The organism is Paenibacillus sp. J22FR5 (assembly GCF_059691975.1).
The window spans coordinates 1-13,478 of sequence record NZ_JCAUAN010000041.1; the positions used below are offsets into that span (position 1 = coordinate 1).

The window sequence follows — 13,478 nt, forward strand, 5'->3', positions numbered from 1 at the left end:
CAACATAACATGCCCTGACTCTCTTTATTCTTTTACCGAATCCAATAGGGATGAAATCCTGCGAATACACGAGCTTGCGTGAGGAAATTAAATCAAATCGAGGGAGCTTAACCACGCCATACAACACTTGCAGAGGCTTTGCCTCGTTGCTATAAACCGCATCGTAAACAGACATGGAAACAGTTGGCTTGCCCACCGTTGCTACAGGATAAGCGGTAAACTCCGCTGCATACTGCACAGAGATATCCTTCATTTCATACGTTACAGCCGAATCTACTGCTTTCGCAGCCCCCCAAACAGGAACGGTAAACCCAAGACAGCCGATCATCACTAATAAAGAGATAACTTTACTTATTTTCCTAATCATACCAAATCCCTCCCTTCCATAGATTACTAGATGATAGGGAGGTTGGCAATATGTTCATTTTAGGAACAACTTAACCTTCGGCTAACTATAGATCCTCTACTTTGCTATCCCCCAAATGAGAACCTGATTGCACATGCTGCACAGGATGCAAAGCATCGTCATCGTTGTTATCTCGAACTGTTTTTTGCAGAACAAATGAAGACATTGTCAGGAACAAAGCCGTTACGGCATAGTATCCTTTGACAGAGAGCAGCTGCTCCAGGTTAATGATCCCGATGAACATACCCAGCAACGCTAGAGCAAAGGAGCTCCAAGCCAAAAAGGTAAAAGCCGCTGTATTCCGTTTGCGGGATTCATACCCATCCTCCAAATTATCTCGAATGACCTTCTGCAGTACGAAGGCTGACATGGTGAGAAAAAGCGCACATACCGCAAAATAACCCTTCACGCTAAGCGATTCTTCGAGTGTATATATCCCAATAAACATTGCCACAAAAGCCCCAATAAAGGATGCCCACGCCATAAAAGTAAATGCTGTTGTATTCCGTTTCCGCTGATTCATCATGTTAAAATCCCCCTATCGTTGCCCTGCAACGTTATCATTGACTTGCTCTTGATACTCAGTATATGGCACTCAGTCCTTGATAAATAGTACTATTTTCCAATAGTACCTACTCCTAAGACTTCCTAATACAAAACCGAGATAAGGTGGAATGAATTGACACTCTCTTTTTAGTACTGTATAGTACTATTTATGACAAAAACAAAAAAAGGTTCCAACCGTGATGTTGTACTCCAGACCGCCATGAATCTCTTTCTGACCAAGGGATATTTGGCCACCAGTATGGACGAAATTGTGCTCGTCAGCACAGTGTCGAAGACGAATATTTACTATTATTTCAAAAGTAAAGAGGAACTCTTGACCGCGATTCTTGATCAGCTTATCAAGAGTTATACAGAGCTGATGCAAGACATCATAGCTCGTAAGGACTTACGTGTGCAGGAGCGTTTTGACCTGTTCCTTCACAGCATGACAGGCCCCGAAACACGTTTTTTGGCCGGATGCCCTTTCCTCACCCTGTATACCCAAATGCCGCAGGAGGCGGATGAACTTAGACGGAAGGTGGCCCTGTTTTTTCGGGATCAAACGAACCTGGTTGAAAGCCTGCTCCTTGAAGGTGTACACACAGGGGAGTTCTCTCCCACACTTCCTACACAAGCTGTCGCTGCACTCATCGTTTCCACGTTGGAAGGCGCTCTGTTCCTGCAGCATGCGAATCAAGATCCAGCTTTGCTGGGTCAAACTTTCACTACTTTAGCCCATTTGCTAAAGTAATTTTTTTAATCAATATTAGTACTAAATAGTACTAATATTGATTATCAAACAACGATTAGAGAGGCTACTCATTTGGCACATATTTTCATCACTGGCGGAACAGGGTTTATTGGATCGCACACGTTAGATCTGCTTTCACGTGAGAATCACACGGTCTTCGTGCTCGTTCGGTCGCGGTCGCGTTGGGAACAGATTTGCAAGAGGCAAAGATGGGAGGATGGTGTGGAAAGGTGGGGTACACAGGATCGCGCATTTGCGTTGGCGGAGGAGCTCCGCTCCGCCCGCTTGATCGAGATCGGGGAAGCGCACCATTTCCCGATCTCGCACCCGGAGCTGACAGCCCAGCTGCTTCGGCAGCAAGGGCTGTAAGTTGTGCCATAAGCTCGCTTATCCGTCTGAATCTCTCAGGCAGATAAGCGAGCTATTTAATTTTCCTCACCGAGAACATACACCTATCGCCCACTATGCGAATAATGTATGAGAAAACCTTTTATCGAGGCCATTCACAGTTGAGCGACCGCGTCTAAGAGGTAAGTTTTATTGCCAATCAGAAAGCAGTTTTCGGTAACCGAAAACTTAAACTTCCTGATGTGGTAGAAAAGTAGGCTCGGATACAGTCATTTCCGGCTCTCCATTTCTCTGAGCCTCCCATTTTTGGGGGTCTCAGAATCACTTTTTGCTTCTTCAACCCCCGAGACTGCCATTTCCGGTGGCTCGTTTATTTCAAAGGAGGAAACCCCTATGCAAATTCACGTTGTCCAAAAGGGACAAACGCTGTATCGCATTTCCCAAGCCTATGGCGTATCCGTGGATGAGGTGGCAGCGGCGAATGAGTTGACCCCCAGTCAATCGTTAGTCATCGGACAGGCATTGGTTATACCCATTGTCGGTTCCTACTACTGGGTACAGCCTGGGGAGGGCCTTTACCGAATCGCACAAAAGCTCGGCATTGACCTAGATACGCTCGCTTCCGTCAACGGACTTACGATATATCAAACGTTACCCAGCGGGATTCGTTTGTACATCCCCCCGACCCCGCGCAAACAAGCAGAGGTGAATGCCTATGTCGAGCCTAGGGGAGCGGATGTGTCACCTGTTCTGATTCAAGCTTCCCGCGAAGCCGCACCTCATTTGACATACTTAGCTCCCTTCTCCTTCCGCATTAAACGAGATGGAACCTTGGTCAATCCGCCTCTAAATAATCTACGAGAAATTGCTCAACAGCACGGGGTTACCCTAATGATGGTGGTCACCAACCTCGAAAATGATCAATTTAGCGCAGAACTGGGGCACGTTATCCTAACCGACGAAGCTGTTCAAAACCACCTGCTCCAGAGCATCGAAACTACAGCAGAGCAGCTCGGCTTTAGAGATATTCATTTTGACATTGAACATCTGCTGCCTGCTGATCGTGAGGCGTACAACAAGTTCCTGCGCAAAGCGGCGGATCGTTTTCATCGCAAAGGCTATCTGATTTCCACCGCGCTTGCGCCAAAAACAAGTGCCACCCAAGCTGGAGCTTGGTATGAGGCTCATGATTATAAAGCGCATGGCCAAATTGTCGATTTTGTCATCATCATGACGTATGAATGGGGCTACAGCGGGGGGCCGCCTATGGCGGTTTCTCCTATTGGACCCGTTCGTAAGGTGCTGGATTACGCTCGGAGCGAAATGCCTGCCTCCAAAATCATGATGGGGCAAAATCTGTACGGCTACGACTGGACACTGCCTTTTGTCCAAGGAGGCGCCTACGCCAAAGCGGTTTCTCCTCAAGCTGCAATCGATTTGGCCCGCAAATATAACGCGCAAATTCTGTATGACTACACCGCACAAGCGCCGCATTTTAACTATTGGGATGACGCGGGCAAGGAGCACACAGTTTGGTTTGAGGATGCTCGGTCAATTCAGGCCAAATTCCGTTTGATTCAAGAACTCGGCCTTCGCGGGATCAGCTATTGGAAGCTTGGGCTCAAATTTCCGCAAAACTGGCTGTTGCTTGAAGATAATTTTAAAATTGTTAAGCGCGGTTAACACATAAAGCCCCCTTCTCGCAAGCGCGTGAAAGATGGGCTTTTCTTTTTTTCGACATATTCAGCAAACTTTCAGCAAGCCCACTTGTGATTTCCCTTCATTTTCCTCCATGAAATGCCGATGAAAATAGATATATTTTCATAATCAGATTCTAGCAACAGCTTTAATGGAGGGAAATGAAGCATGAAGAGATTTACGCATAGTAAATGGTTGTCCCTGATCGTTATTTTCATTCTAGCAAGTCAGGCTATTTTCACAGGAAGTGCGCTGGCAGCAGATGAAATTTCTAAGCTGGTTTTGAACAAAAATGAACTTAGCTTACAAGTCGGCGATACGGCCAACTTATCGGCAACTGCTATCTTTGTCAGCGGCTCCACAGAGAATGCTACCGTCAAAACAGACTGGAATTCTGGCACAACGGATGTAGCATCTGTGTATGCAGGTGTCGTTACGGCCAAGAAAGAAGGTAAAGCCGTCATTACGGCTACCTATATGGGTAAAACGGAAATTGTTACGATAACGGTCAGCAAGAAAGTAAAATCATTAACTACGGATAAGCAAGCCCTTGATCTTCGTCTCAATGCAACGGATCAAGTGACGATTACGGCTTACTACGAAGATGGCACTTCGGAAAATGTAACAAGTAAAGCCGATTACACGGTCAATTCGAGCTCAATCGCAACGGTGACGAACGGTTTAGTCAAAGGACAAAATCCCGGAAGCGCCACAATTACAGTTACCTATATGAATCAATCTCTCGTTCTGGACGTCGATGTCGAGGTTGTACGTCGTCTCGATGCTGAGAAAACCAGCGTTTCTTTACTCCTGAATGGTACGACCAAGATTAAGCTTATGGCGACCTATCCTGATGGCTCCGTAGATGACGTATCTAGCAAAGCAGTATGGACAACGGACAAATCAACCGTAGCGGATGCGTTGAAAGGTACGATTACGGGTTATAGTGTCGGGAAAGCAACTTTGACAGCTACCTACGGTACCAAATCAACAACAATAGCCGTTGATGTAGACAGCACAGTGAAACTTGAATTAGATAAACAAAGCATTTTGCTTAAGAAAAATGGGACAGGTTCCTTAAAGCTTACAGCTACGTATGCCAATGGAACGTCGACGGATATTTCTGATCGCGCCGAATGGTCGTCTAGTAATGAAGATATCGTTCAGGTGACGAAGGGCCAACTCATTGGCAATGCGATCGGTGAAGCAACCGTACTTGCGAAGTATGGAGAAAAAGTAGTTGCGGCTAAAGTGGACGTTGAAGTTCCTCGCCGTTTGGTTGTGGATACAGATCTGGTTACTTTGAAAACAGGCGAAACGCATCAGCTTGTTCTACGCGCAACCTATGCGGATGGAACCACGTCTACCGTGACCGATAGCGCAACTTGGAGCGTTGATGATGAAGATATCGCCATTGTCAGCCTAGGAAATATTACGACGTATAAAGCTGGTATTGCCAAAGTAACCGCAGCCTATGGCGGTAAAACAACAACGACCGAAGTGGATGTCGATGTGCCTACGATCATTAAAGCCTCTCAGAAAATCGTCAATATGCAAATCGGAGATTCCGCTAATGTGGCGTTGACTGCTTATTTTAAAGACGGCCGCGAAGTCGACGTTACGGAGAAAGCGGAGTGGGCGACTAGCGACAAAGATATTGCTGAGGTTAGTAGTGGATCAATTACGGGGACTGCTACAGGGGCTGCATCCGTGACCGCTGCATATGGAACACGTAAAGCTGTGATTCAAGTTTCTGTAGGCGTTTTGAAGAGTCTTACGGTAAGCGAAGAGAAGCTCATTATGAAGAAGGGCGCCTCTGTCACCCTCACAGCAGAAGCTTTGTACACCGATGACACGGAAAACGATGTGACCGCTGATGTTATCTGGACAAGCAGCAACGTTAAATCAGTAACGGTTGATAAAGGTGTCGTGAAGGCGATCGCATCCGGTGAATCGACACTGACTGCACAACTAGACGACAAAACGGTAACCATTCCGGTGCAAGTCGATATGGCAAGTGAGTTGAAAGCGAATGTAGCCAGTCTGATTTTTGATCTGAATGAAACAAGAATCATCACACTTACAGCAACGGATGCTAACGAAGCAGCACATACAGTAACGAGCGAGGCTGAGTGGAAAACAAGCAACAGCAGCATTGTTACGGTATCCAAAGGTTTCGTAACACCAGTAGCCCGCGGCAAAGCGACCATCACGGCAACGTATGGCGGTAAAAGCATTACCATTCCGGTAGAAATCGGCGTGATTGATGGCCTAACTGCTAGTAAATCCTACTTTGTCACCAAGAGCGGCACTCAAACACAGTTGAATTTAACTGCGACATTGTCCGATGGTACGGTGAAAGATGTGACGGATATTGCCGTATGGAAAGTCAGTTCTTACAAGCTAGGATCTGTGGAAAAAGGGCTTTTCACAGCGACTGCGTCAGGAAAAACAACGGTTACTGGCTCCTTTGGCGGTAAAACAGTTGCGATCCCAGTCGAAATCGATGCTTTGAAATATTTGAAAACCGATGTTGTTAAACTTACACTTAAAGACGGTGCCACAGCTAATGTGGAAGCATTGGCTACGTATACAGACGGATCGGAAGAAGATGTGACGAAGCCTGCATTATGGACCACGTCGAACATCATGATCGCGGACGTTAAGGATGGTATTATTAAAGCAACTGGCAAAGGTACAGCACGTATTACCATTTCGTACGCCAACATGCGAACAACAGTCCAAGTGACTGTTACAAAGTGACGCTATGAAGAACCGTTTCCTCCTAGGTTATCTAAGGGGAGACGGTTCTTTTGCATGTTCATAGAACGGACATCCACACCTTCATGCATAACTTCTCGTACACGGGGGAATATATGCTTACCTACACCGAATGACCCCTATCTACTGAATACCAATACCTGGAGGTATGGATAATGGTTACCCGATCTTTCAAATTAGCATCTATTTCTTTTCTTACTTTCTCTCTTCTGCTTGGAGCACATCAATATCGGCTGCATGCGCATGATCAACATCAATCACAAACTGACAACCTGCAAAGCTTGAAGACCGGCTCTGCCACTATGTATCAGACCAATCCCTTTGGTATGCCTGGGGCAGACACCCGTTTCCTACAAACAAACAGCCTGAACGGGCATGCTGCTGCTTACGGTATTACACCGCCAACAGCTTTGAACGTCTCCGCCCTGAAAGCGCAGTCTGTCGCTACACCCAAAGATAAAACGAAGCACTGGTACAGCTACCTCGGTTTATTGGGCTTACTTGGCTTGCTTGGGCTTGGATCGCGTTCCAATTCTACGTACTCGAAATAACTGGCATATCATCTAAGGAGCCTATAAGAGCCTAGTTCCTGGTCTGGGGACGGGCTTTTTCGCATGCCCAGATAAACTTTTGTTTATTCGATAGACTTTTGTTTGACGGTGCGATAAGATAAGTAGAGAACGACGAAAAGGGGAGTTTTCCATGGATCGTGAACAGCAAATCCTAGCGCTTATCCGTCAAAATCCATTCATTTCCCAGCATGAAATGGCGGGTATGATCGGCATCTCCCGATCCGCCGTGGCTGGTTATATTGCTGCGCTCACCAAAAAAGGAACAATTCGTGGCAGAGCCTATGTCACCTCGGATGAGCAGATCGTTTTCTGCATCGGTGGTGCGAATCTTGACAGCAAAGCCATAAGCAAGCAAGCTATCCGCTTGGCCTCCTCCAATCCCGTGACGGTTACTGAGTCCTGCGGAGGCGTTGCTCGTAACATCGCAGAAGCCTTAGCCGGATTGGCTTGCCAAACGGCTCTCCTAACGGTAGTCGGTGACGATAAAGCAGGCCAGTGGGTGCTCGAAGAAACGAGGCGTCGAGGCGTCGATGTCAGTCAAGCCATTGTGCTGAATGGCGAGAACACCGGGTCCTACACCGCACTCCTCGACACATCTGGGGAGATGTTTCTCGCTTTTGCCAATATGGACATTTATGATAAATTCACGCCTGCGATGCTCCGGGACAAATGGTCTCATATTGCTGCTGCCAAGCTCATAATCGCGGATACGAATCTACCTAGTGACACATTGGAGGAGCTAATTCGTCGATGTCAGGAGGAGAATATCCCTCTCTTCATCGATCCTGTTTCCTCGGAGAAGGCGAAAAAGCTTCCAAGTGACCTTTCCGGTGTGACGGCTATTTTTCCAAATCTAGAAGAAGCGGTTCAGCTAGCCCATACACCACTGACTATGGATCAGGATGTGGTCGATATGTACTATTTAGAGCCTGACCACACGAAAATTGCTAGAGTCATTCGAGAACGCGGCGTGAAGCATGTTTTTATTACGCTAGGCAGCAAAGGTGTTCTGTACGTAGGTGAAGAAGGCGAACGATTGTTCCTTCCGATCCCAACCAAAGTCGTCGAAGTTACAGGAGCAGGCGATGCTTTCTTGGCCGGTATTGTCTACGGCGTTACTCGTCAAGAAACCTATTTGAGATCCTGTGAATACGGCCTTGCCGCTGCGCATATTACCCTGCAAACCAGTCAATCCACGTCCAGCGAGCTGAACGAGGATCGCTTACAACTTACGATACACACCATGACTAAAGGAGATTAAACTCATGTTACCTACCTCATACTTAACTTTTACCGACGAAGTGAAAGAAGCTCTCGCAAACAATAAACCGATCGTAGCGTTGGAAACGACGATTATTTCTCATGGCATGCCATACCCGCAAAATATCGAAATGGCGAAAAAGGTGGAGCAAATTATCCGCGATAATGGCGCTGTTCCTGCAACGATTGGCATCATGGATGGCAAAATCAAGATCGGCTTAAACGAGCAGGAGCTCGAAGCTTTCGCGACGAATGGTCATGTGGAAAAAGTGAGCCGCCGCGACTTCCCGTACATCCTCTCCTCCGGTAAAATCGGCGCGACAACGGTAGCCGCAACGATGATCGGCGCTGCTTTAGCTGGCATCGAAGTGTTCGCTACCGGCGGCATCGGCGGTGTTCACCGCGAGGGTGAAACCTCGATGGACGTCTCCGCTGACTTGACGGAACTAGCGCAAACGAACGTCGCCGTCGTCTGCGCCGGCGTGAAATCGATCCTCGATATTGGGCGTACACTCGAGTACTTGGAAACCCACGGCGTGCCGGTGGTTGGCTACCAAACGAGCGAGTTCCCGTCCTTCTACGCCCGCGAAAGCGGCTACGGCGTAGACTTCCGCCTCGATGAGGCGACAGACGTGGCCGCTATGCTCCGCACGAAGTGGGAGCTAGGCTTGAGCGGCGGCGCCGTCATCGCTAACCCGGTCCCTGCGGAATCCGCTATGGACCATGTCGAAATCGAAGCCGTCATCCAGCAAGCGCTGAATGAGGCCAAAGAGCAAAACGTGACCGGCAAGAAGGTCACGCCTTTCCTGCTAGCGCGGATTAAACAGCTGACCGAAGGGCGCAGCTTGGAGACGAACATCGCGCTCGTTTACCACAACGCGCAAACCGCTGCTAGGATTGCGGTTGCACTGAAGAACTAAAAATAAAGGGACATCACTTCTCTCAGATGATAGACGCATTACGCGCAGTTCATCTTCAGAGAGGGATGTCCCTTCTTATTTGAGTAAATTACTCCGTAATCCATTGCGTTTTTTGTGCAAATGGTACGCGCGCTGCCTTCGTCGGAATGACCTCAGGGTATCCGATATAGATGAAACCAACCATCTCTTCTTTGCCCACGAGCCCGAAGTTCTCTTGCATTTTCGGATGATACGTTGGATCGCCCGTACGCCAGATGGTTCCTAATCCCAAAGCATGTGCGGTCAGCATCATGTTCTGTACGGCGCAGTGAACAGCCGCATACTCCTCGATCACCGGCACGACTGGCTTCTCGGCAGGCGAGACTGCCACGGCGATGACGAGCGGAGCTCGGAACGCTTTCTTCTCACTGCTACTACGCAGCTGCTCTTCCTCTTCATCGGTAAGTGCCCCATCCGCACCTGCTTTCGCTTCTGCCACGGCGACCTCAGCATACCCGCGTCCCAGCAGCTTTCTGCCTTCACCCGACATCACCCAGAACCGCCATGGCTCGGTATTCGCGTGATTCGGTGCCCAGACGCTGGCTTCCAATATCTCCTCGATAAGTGCGTGCGCGATGGGGTCCTGCTTGAGTTTCCCAATACTGCGACGCTGGCGAATCGCTTCTTTCACATCCATGCTTCCCACTCCCACTTCGGTTAAATTATTTGCAGCTAGTTCACTCGCAGAGCCGTTCGCTGCCATGCCTTGGCCGTAACACCCATTTACGTTTTTCATCTAAATTTAATGTACATGGTCCCACCCTTATTTTCAATTTTTATAAATATACGCATCAACCACCAGCCCAAACACAAAAAGGACCCCAACGAGCCTAACCTCGTGGAGTCCTCCTATAAATATTCTATGTGCCAAACCTTATTTGTCTTTTTTAGCGTGTGAACCGTCGCAGTTCCCCTCAGCGTTTTGCGTGTTTCCGCATGCACATTTACCCATGATATCTACCTCCTCCGAATGTTGTGTTCCTTGTGTTTATTATAACCACAACCACCTTACTTATATTTTAAAAGCAGTTAATTAAAAGTTAGTATATGAGGATAATTATCATTCTCAGTCAGCCCATTCTCGACGACTAATTCGTCATGTTCAGCTTTTTATCCGTTGGCAGAAAGGTTGCTAGTAGTCCTTTTGCTCCAATCGAGTTGGTTCGCATTCTCCCTCACAGTTGTCCTGTCCAACGAAACACCAGATCAGCCCATGCACACTCGCCTACATCTCACATATATTGCTAGTGATCATCATTTTACAGAAAGGGGTCGGTCTCGATGTACAACGACCCAACTTTGTACCCGTATCCCCCCGTTCAGTATCATCAGTATCCTGCTCATCCTTACCACTACGCACCTTACTGGGCGTGGGACCGCAACTTTCCGCCTGTTAATACTAAAATGCTCTCTGGCTCGATCGTTTCCACTGAGCATTTGGTGAAGGATGCTTCCATCGTTATCAGCAAGCTGGCGGACCCTAAGATCGCCAATCAATTAATGATGAGTGCCCAGAGCGGCAATCAAAAAGAAGTAGACCGTATCGTACACACCTTTGGCTGTAAATCCGCCATCGTAACCAGCTACACACCAAGTGCTATTCAGTTTACTCTCGGTCCTCACATCGCAGAAACACACCCCTGTTGTCAGCTGACTCTTTCACTCAAATGGGGCGAATAATGAGCAAAGAGCAATCCCCCCCCACATATGCGGGGTAAGGATTGCTCTTTGCTGCGTAGGCGCTCTCTTAGATTTTGATTGGCTGCTACCAGGGCCTCAACGAACGTCTACGCTGCCCAAGAGCGGCCACGTAACCGCCAACCAATGGGCAGCAGCGACTAACACGATCCAATAAAGGCTGTAATACACATCTAACCTAGAATAGGAAGATACATAATAATACGTGCGTTTACGACTCATCGAAAAACGCTTCGCTTCCATGGCTATCGCTGTCCTATGGGCACGGCGAATGCTTTGAGCCAGCAGTGGAATGGCGATCATCCGCATCGTGGTATACCACGATGCGAGTGGATTCCGCTGCTTGCGCTTGCCCCTGACCTTGAGCGCATAGCGAAGCGTCTGCAGCTCCTCAAGAATGACAGGCAGCATGCGTAATGCCGCCAGGAAGCTGTACGCGTACTTCGGTGCGACCTTCCACTGCTGCATCATCGCGTAAAATAACGCCACGGGCCGCGTAGTTAAGCTAAACAGCAAGCCAACGGCGGCTACTTGCAGCCCGCGCAGGCCAAGATGGATGCCACGGTAGAAACTCTCCTCCGTGATTCGAATAATCCCGAGGTGATACCAAAGCGTATCGCCCGTACCGAACATCATCATCCCGGCAGCGGATGACACAAAGATCAGCAGAAATGGCGAAGCATACAGCAACAGTCTTTTCGCAGGATGACCTGACAATAGAGCCAGCGGTAATAGCGCGCCCAACGTCAAGATCAGCATCGTGTTGATGTTATGTGTGAAGACGACCACGATGAATAGCAGAATCGCCAAGACCAACTTCACACCCGGATTCACGCGATGCAGCCACGTTTCACGAAAGCTGAACGTTATTTGCATAGCAGCGGCTCACCTCCCGTGGCGACATGCGCTGCTTGAGCTGGCAGCGACTTTGGAACGCTTTCCGTGATGCGCCCCGCCTCGACCTGCCAGACGCGCGTGGCCCAGCGCTGGACGATCTCGTGATCGTGGGTGACCATCACGATCACCGTCCCGCTGGCGCGCAGCCGCTCCAGCCCCTCGAGCATGAGCAGCGTGCCGCGCGCATCGAGCCCGAAGGTGGGCTCATCCAGCAGCAGGATGCGTGGCCTGCGAACCATCGCGGACGCCACGCTCAGCCTGCGCTTCTGGCCCATCGAGAGCTGGAACGGGTGCCGCTCGCGCAGCGCGAGCAGGTCGTACTGCCGGAGCAGCAGCTCAGCCTTTGCCCCTTGCCCTTGCTGACCCTCTAGCAGGCCATAGGTCAGCTCTTCCTCCACGGAGTTCGTGACGAACTGGAACTCCGGGTTCTGGAACACAAAGCCGACTTGCTCCGCAAGCTGCTCGACTTTGTTGCCCTTGGCGCCCGCGATCACGCAGCTTCCGCGGGTCGGTATGAGCCGCATGATGGCAAGGAGCAGCGAGCTTTTGCCTGCACCGTTGGCACCGACAACGGTGATCCAGTCGCCAGGATACACGCTAAAGTTATCCACAGAGGTCTTGATCTGCCCACCGCGAAGCCCGATGAAATCCTGGAAGACCATAACAGGCTCTAGCTGCTGCATGCTAGGATGCGTGCTCAATTGACCGCCTTCCCCCAGATCCGCCGGCAGATGTTCCGGCACACTCCCTCGGTAATTCCCCCTCACCTGCTCTTGCCAATCCTCCTGTGGCATCTCTTCCACAGTGAGTTCAGACCCTCGCTCCTTCGCATAATCCTCCCACACCTCCGGATACCAAATGCCGTATTCCCTCATTTGCTCCTTATACGCGTGGAAAATAGCTTGCGGCGAGCCATCCGCCAAAACCCCACCCTCAGGTGTCAGAATGATCAGCCTGTCGAGTAGATCCAGCATCCCGCTAATTTTATGCTCCACGATGACAAGTGTTTTATCGGTGCTAATCGCCCGAATTGTCTCCCATACCTGCCTTGTGCCCTCTTCATCTAACAGCGCTGTGGGTTCATCAAGGAAGAGCACCTCAGGCTCTAGCGCAAGTACGCTAGCAATAGCTAATCGCTGCTTCATCCCTTGAGACAGCGTACTAATCAGCATGTGAGCATCGGGCAACTGAAGCCCGACTAGATCCAAATAATACCGAATACGCGCAGGCATTTCTTCCCGCGGCACTTCCTGATTTTCCAACACGAATGCAATTTCTTCGTCGATATATGGCATACAGAACTGCGTATCCGGATCCTGAAATACATAGCCCCATCGGCTAGGCCGGCGAATCTCATCCGCTTTGAGCGGAAGCTCAATCATGTCAGGAACAATGCCGCTAAGCACCTGCAGCAGGGTCGATTTGCCGCAACCGCTTGGCCCCAGAAGCAGCACTTTCTCACCTGGCTCGATGGAAAAGGAAACCCCCTGAAAGATCAGGGGGGCGTCATCGCCGGGATATTTTAACCGTAGATTCGTAACGCTCATTCCTTCACTCATCTT

The 13,478-nt window shown here is 49.3% G+C and carries 13 protein-coding genes and 1 pseudogene; 8 read left to right on the forward strand and 6 right to left on the reverse strand.

Annotated elements, in window-relative coordinates:
- From AC58P7_RS30350 to AC58P7_RS30360, 3 genes and pseudogenes are all read right to left on the reverse strand, one after another.
- A partial coding sequence (locus AC58P7_RS30350; RefSeq protein WP_497349637.1) for a hypothetical protein occupies positions 1-367 on the reverse strand: 367 nt, incomplete at its 3' end.
- Between the two features lie 85 nt (positions 368-452).
- Entirely contained in the window at positions 453-737 is a 285-nt protein-coding gene (locus AC58P7_RS30355) for a YiaA/YiaB family inner membrane protein (protein ID WP_497349732.1), read from the reverse strand.
- Positions 729-929, reverse strand: a pseudogene (locus tag AC58P7_RS30360) (YiaA/YiaB family inner membrane protein); the annotation flags it as partial. The gene AC58P7_RS30355 and the pseudogene AC58P7_RS30360, both read right to left, overlap by 9 nt.
- Positions 930-1,121: 192 nt before the next feature.
- Between AC58P7_RS30360 and AC58P7_RS30365 the strand changes: the two are divergent.
- From AC58P7_RS30365 to AC58P7_RS30395, 7 genes are all read left to right on the forward strand, one after another.
- Positions 1,122-1,703 (forward strand): TetR/AcrR family transcriptional regulator, encoded by a 582-nt coding sequence (locus tag AC58P7_RS30365; RefSeq protein ID WP_497349639.1) that lies wholly within the window; start codon positions 1,122-1,124, stop codon positions 1,701-1,703.
- Between the two features lie 72 nt (positions 1,704-1,775).
- The gene (locus AC58P7_RS30370; RefSeq protein WP_497349641.1) at positions 1,776-2,072 is read left to right on the forward strand and encodes an alpha/beta fold hydrolase; all 297 of its coding nucleotides are present in this window, start codon (positions 1,776-1,778) and stop codon (positions 2,070-2,072) included.
- 372 nt (positions 2,073-2,444) lie between these two features.
- Entirely contained in the window at positions 2,445-3,734 is a 1,290-nt protein-coding gene (locus tag AC58P7_RS30375) for a glycosyl hydrolase family 18 protein (protein WP_497349643.1), read from the forward strand.
- Positions 3,735-3,917: 183 nt separating this feature from the next.
- Positions 3,918-6,512: an Ig-like domain-containing protein gene (locus AC58P7_RS30380; RefSeq protein ID WP_497349645.1), complete on the forward strand. Its 2,595-nt coding sequence runs from the start codon at positions 3,918-3,920 to the stop codon at positions 6,510-6,512.
- A 173-nt stretch (positions 6,513-6,685) separates the two neighbouring features.
- Entirely contained in the window at positions 6,686-7,081 is a 396-nt protein-coding gene (locus AC58P7_RS30385; RefSeq protein ID WP_497349647.1) for a hypothetical protein, read from the forward strand.
- 151 nt (positions 7,082-7,232) lie between these two features.
- Positions 7,233-8,363, forward strand: a complete 1,131-nt coding sequence (locus AC58P7_RS30390; RefSeq protein ID WP_497349649.1) for a carbohydrate kinase — start codon at positions 7,233-7,235, stop codon at positions 8,361-8,363.
- A gap of 4 nt (positions 8,364-8,367) precedes the next feature.
- Positions 8,368-9,282 (forward strand): pseudouridine-5'-phosphate glycosidase, encoded by a 915-nt coding sequence (locus AC58P7_RS30395; protein WP_497349651.1) that lies wholly within the window; start codon positions 8,368-8,370, stop codon positions 9,280-9,282.
- An 88-nt stretch (positions 9,283-9,370) separates the two neighbouring features.
- Here the strand turns inward: AC58P7_RS30395 and AC58P7_RS30400 are convergent, their stop codons facing one another.
- Complete coding sequence (locus AC58P7_RS30400; protein ID WP_497349734.1) at positions 9,371-9,958, reverse strand: nitroreductase family protein; 588 nt, start codon at positions 9,956-9,958, stop codon at positions 9,371-9,373.
- A 662-nt stretch (positions 9,959-10,620) separates the two neighbouring features.
- Here AC58P7_RS30400 and AC58P7_RS30405 point away from each other — a divergent pair.
- Entirely contained in the window at positions 10,621-11,001 is a 381-nt protein-coding gene (locus AC58P7_RS30405) for a YuzC family spore coat inner layer protein (RefSeq protein WP_497349653.1), read from the forward strand.
- Positions 11,002-11,097: 96 nt separating this feature from the next.
- On the opposite strand, the gene AC58P7_RS30410 is transcribed toward AC58P7_RS30405, so the two are convergent.
- Both AC58P7_RS30410 and AC58P7_RS30415 read right to left on the reverse strand, forming a co-directional pair.
- The gene (locus tag AC58P7_RS30410; RefSeq protein ID WP_497349655.1) at positions 11,098-11,895 is read right to left on the reverse strand and encodes an energy-coupling factor transporter transmembrane component T family protein; all 798 of its coding nucleotides are present in this window, start codon (positions 11,893-11,895) and stop codon (positions 11,098-11,100) included.
- Positions 11,886-13,475 carry an ABC transporter ATP-binding protein gene (locus AC58P7_RS30415; RefSeq protein ID WP_497349657.1) on the reverse strand — a complete coding sequence of 530 codons (1,590 nt, stop codon included), beginning with the start codon at positions 13,473-13,475 and terminating at the stop codon, positions 11,886-11,888. Before AC58P7_RS30415 ends, AC58P7_RS30410 begins: the two co-directional genes overlap by 10 nt.
- Positions 13,476-13,478: the final 3 nt, after the last annotated feature.

Bases quoted from the DNA above. Each gene is read 5' to 3' on its own strand.
- AC58P7_RS30415 (WP_497349657.1), bottom strand. From the start codon at position 13,475: ATGAGTGAAGGAATGAGCGTTACGAATCTACGGTTAAAATATCCCGGC.
- AC58P7_RS30390 (WP_497349649.1), top strand. From the start codon at position 7,233: ATGGATCGTGAACAGCAAATCCTAGCGCTTATCCGTCAAAATCCATTC.
- AC58P7_RS30365 (WP_497349639.1), top strand. From the start codon at position 1,122: ATGACAAAAACAAAAAAAGGTTCCAACCGTGATGTTGTACTCCAGACC.
- AC58P7_RS30375 (WP_497349643.1), top strand. From the start codon at position 2,445: ATGCAAATTCACGTTGTCCAAAAGGGACAAACGCTGTATCGCATTTCC.
- AC58P7_RS30385 (WP_497349647.1), top strand. From the start codon at position 6,686: ATGGTTACCCGATCTTTCAAATTAGCATCTATTTCTTTTCTTACTTTC.
- AC58P7_RS30410 (WP_497349655.1), bottom strand. From the start codon at position 11,895: ATGCAAATAACGTTCAGCTTTCGTGAAACGTGGCTGCATCGCGTGAAT.
- AC58P7_RS30400 (WP_497349734.1), bottom strand. From the start codon at position 9,958: ATGGATGTGAAAGAAGCGATTCGCCAGCGTCGCAGTATTGGGAAACTC.
- AC58P7_RS30395 (WP_497349651.1), top strand. From the start codon at position 8,368: ATGTTACCTACCTCATACTTAACTTTTACCGACGAAGTGAAAGAAGCT.
- AC58P7_RS30380 (WP_497349645.1), top strand. From the start codon at position 3,918: ATGAAGAGATTTACGCATAGTAAATGGTTGTCCCTGATCGTTATTTTC.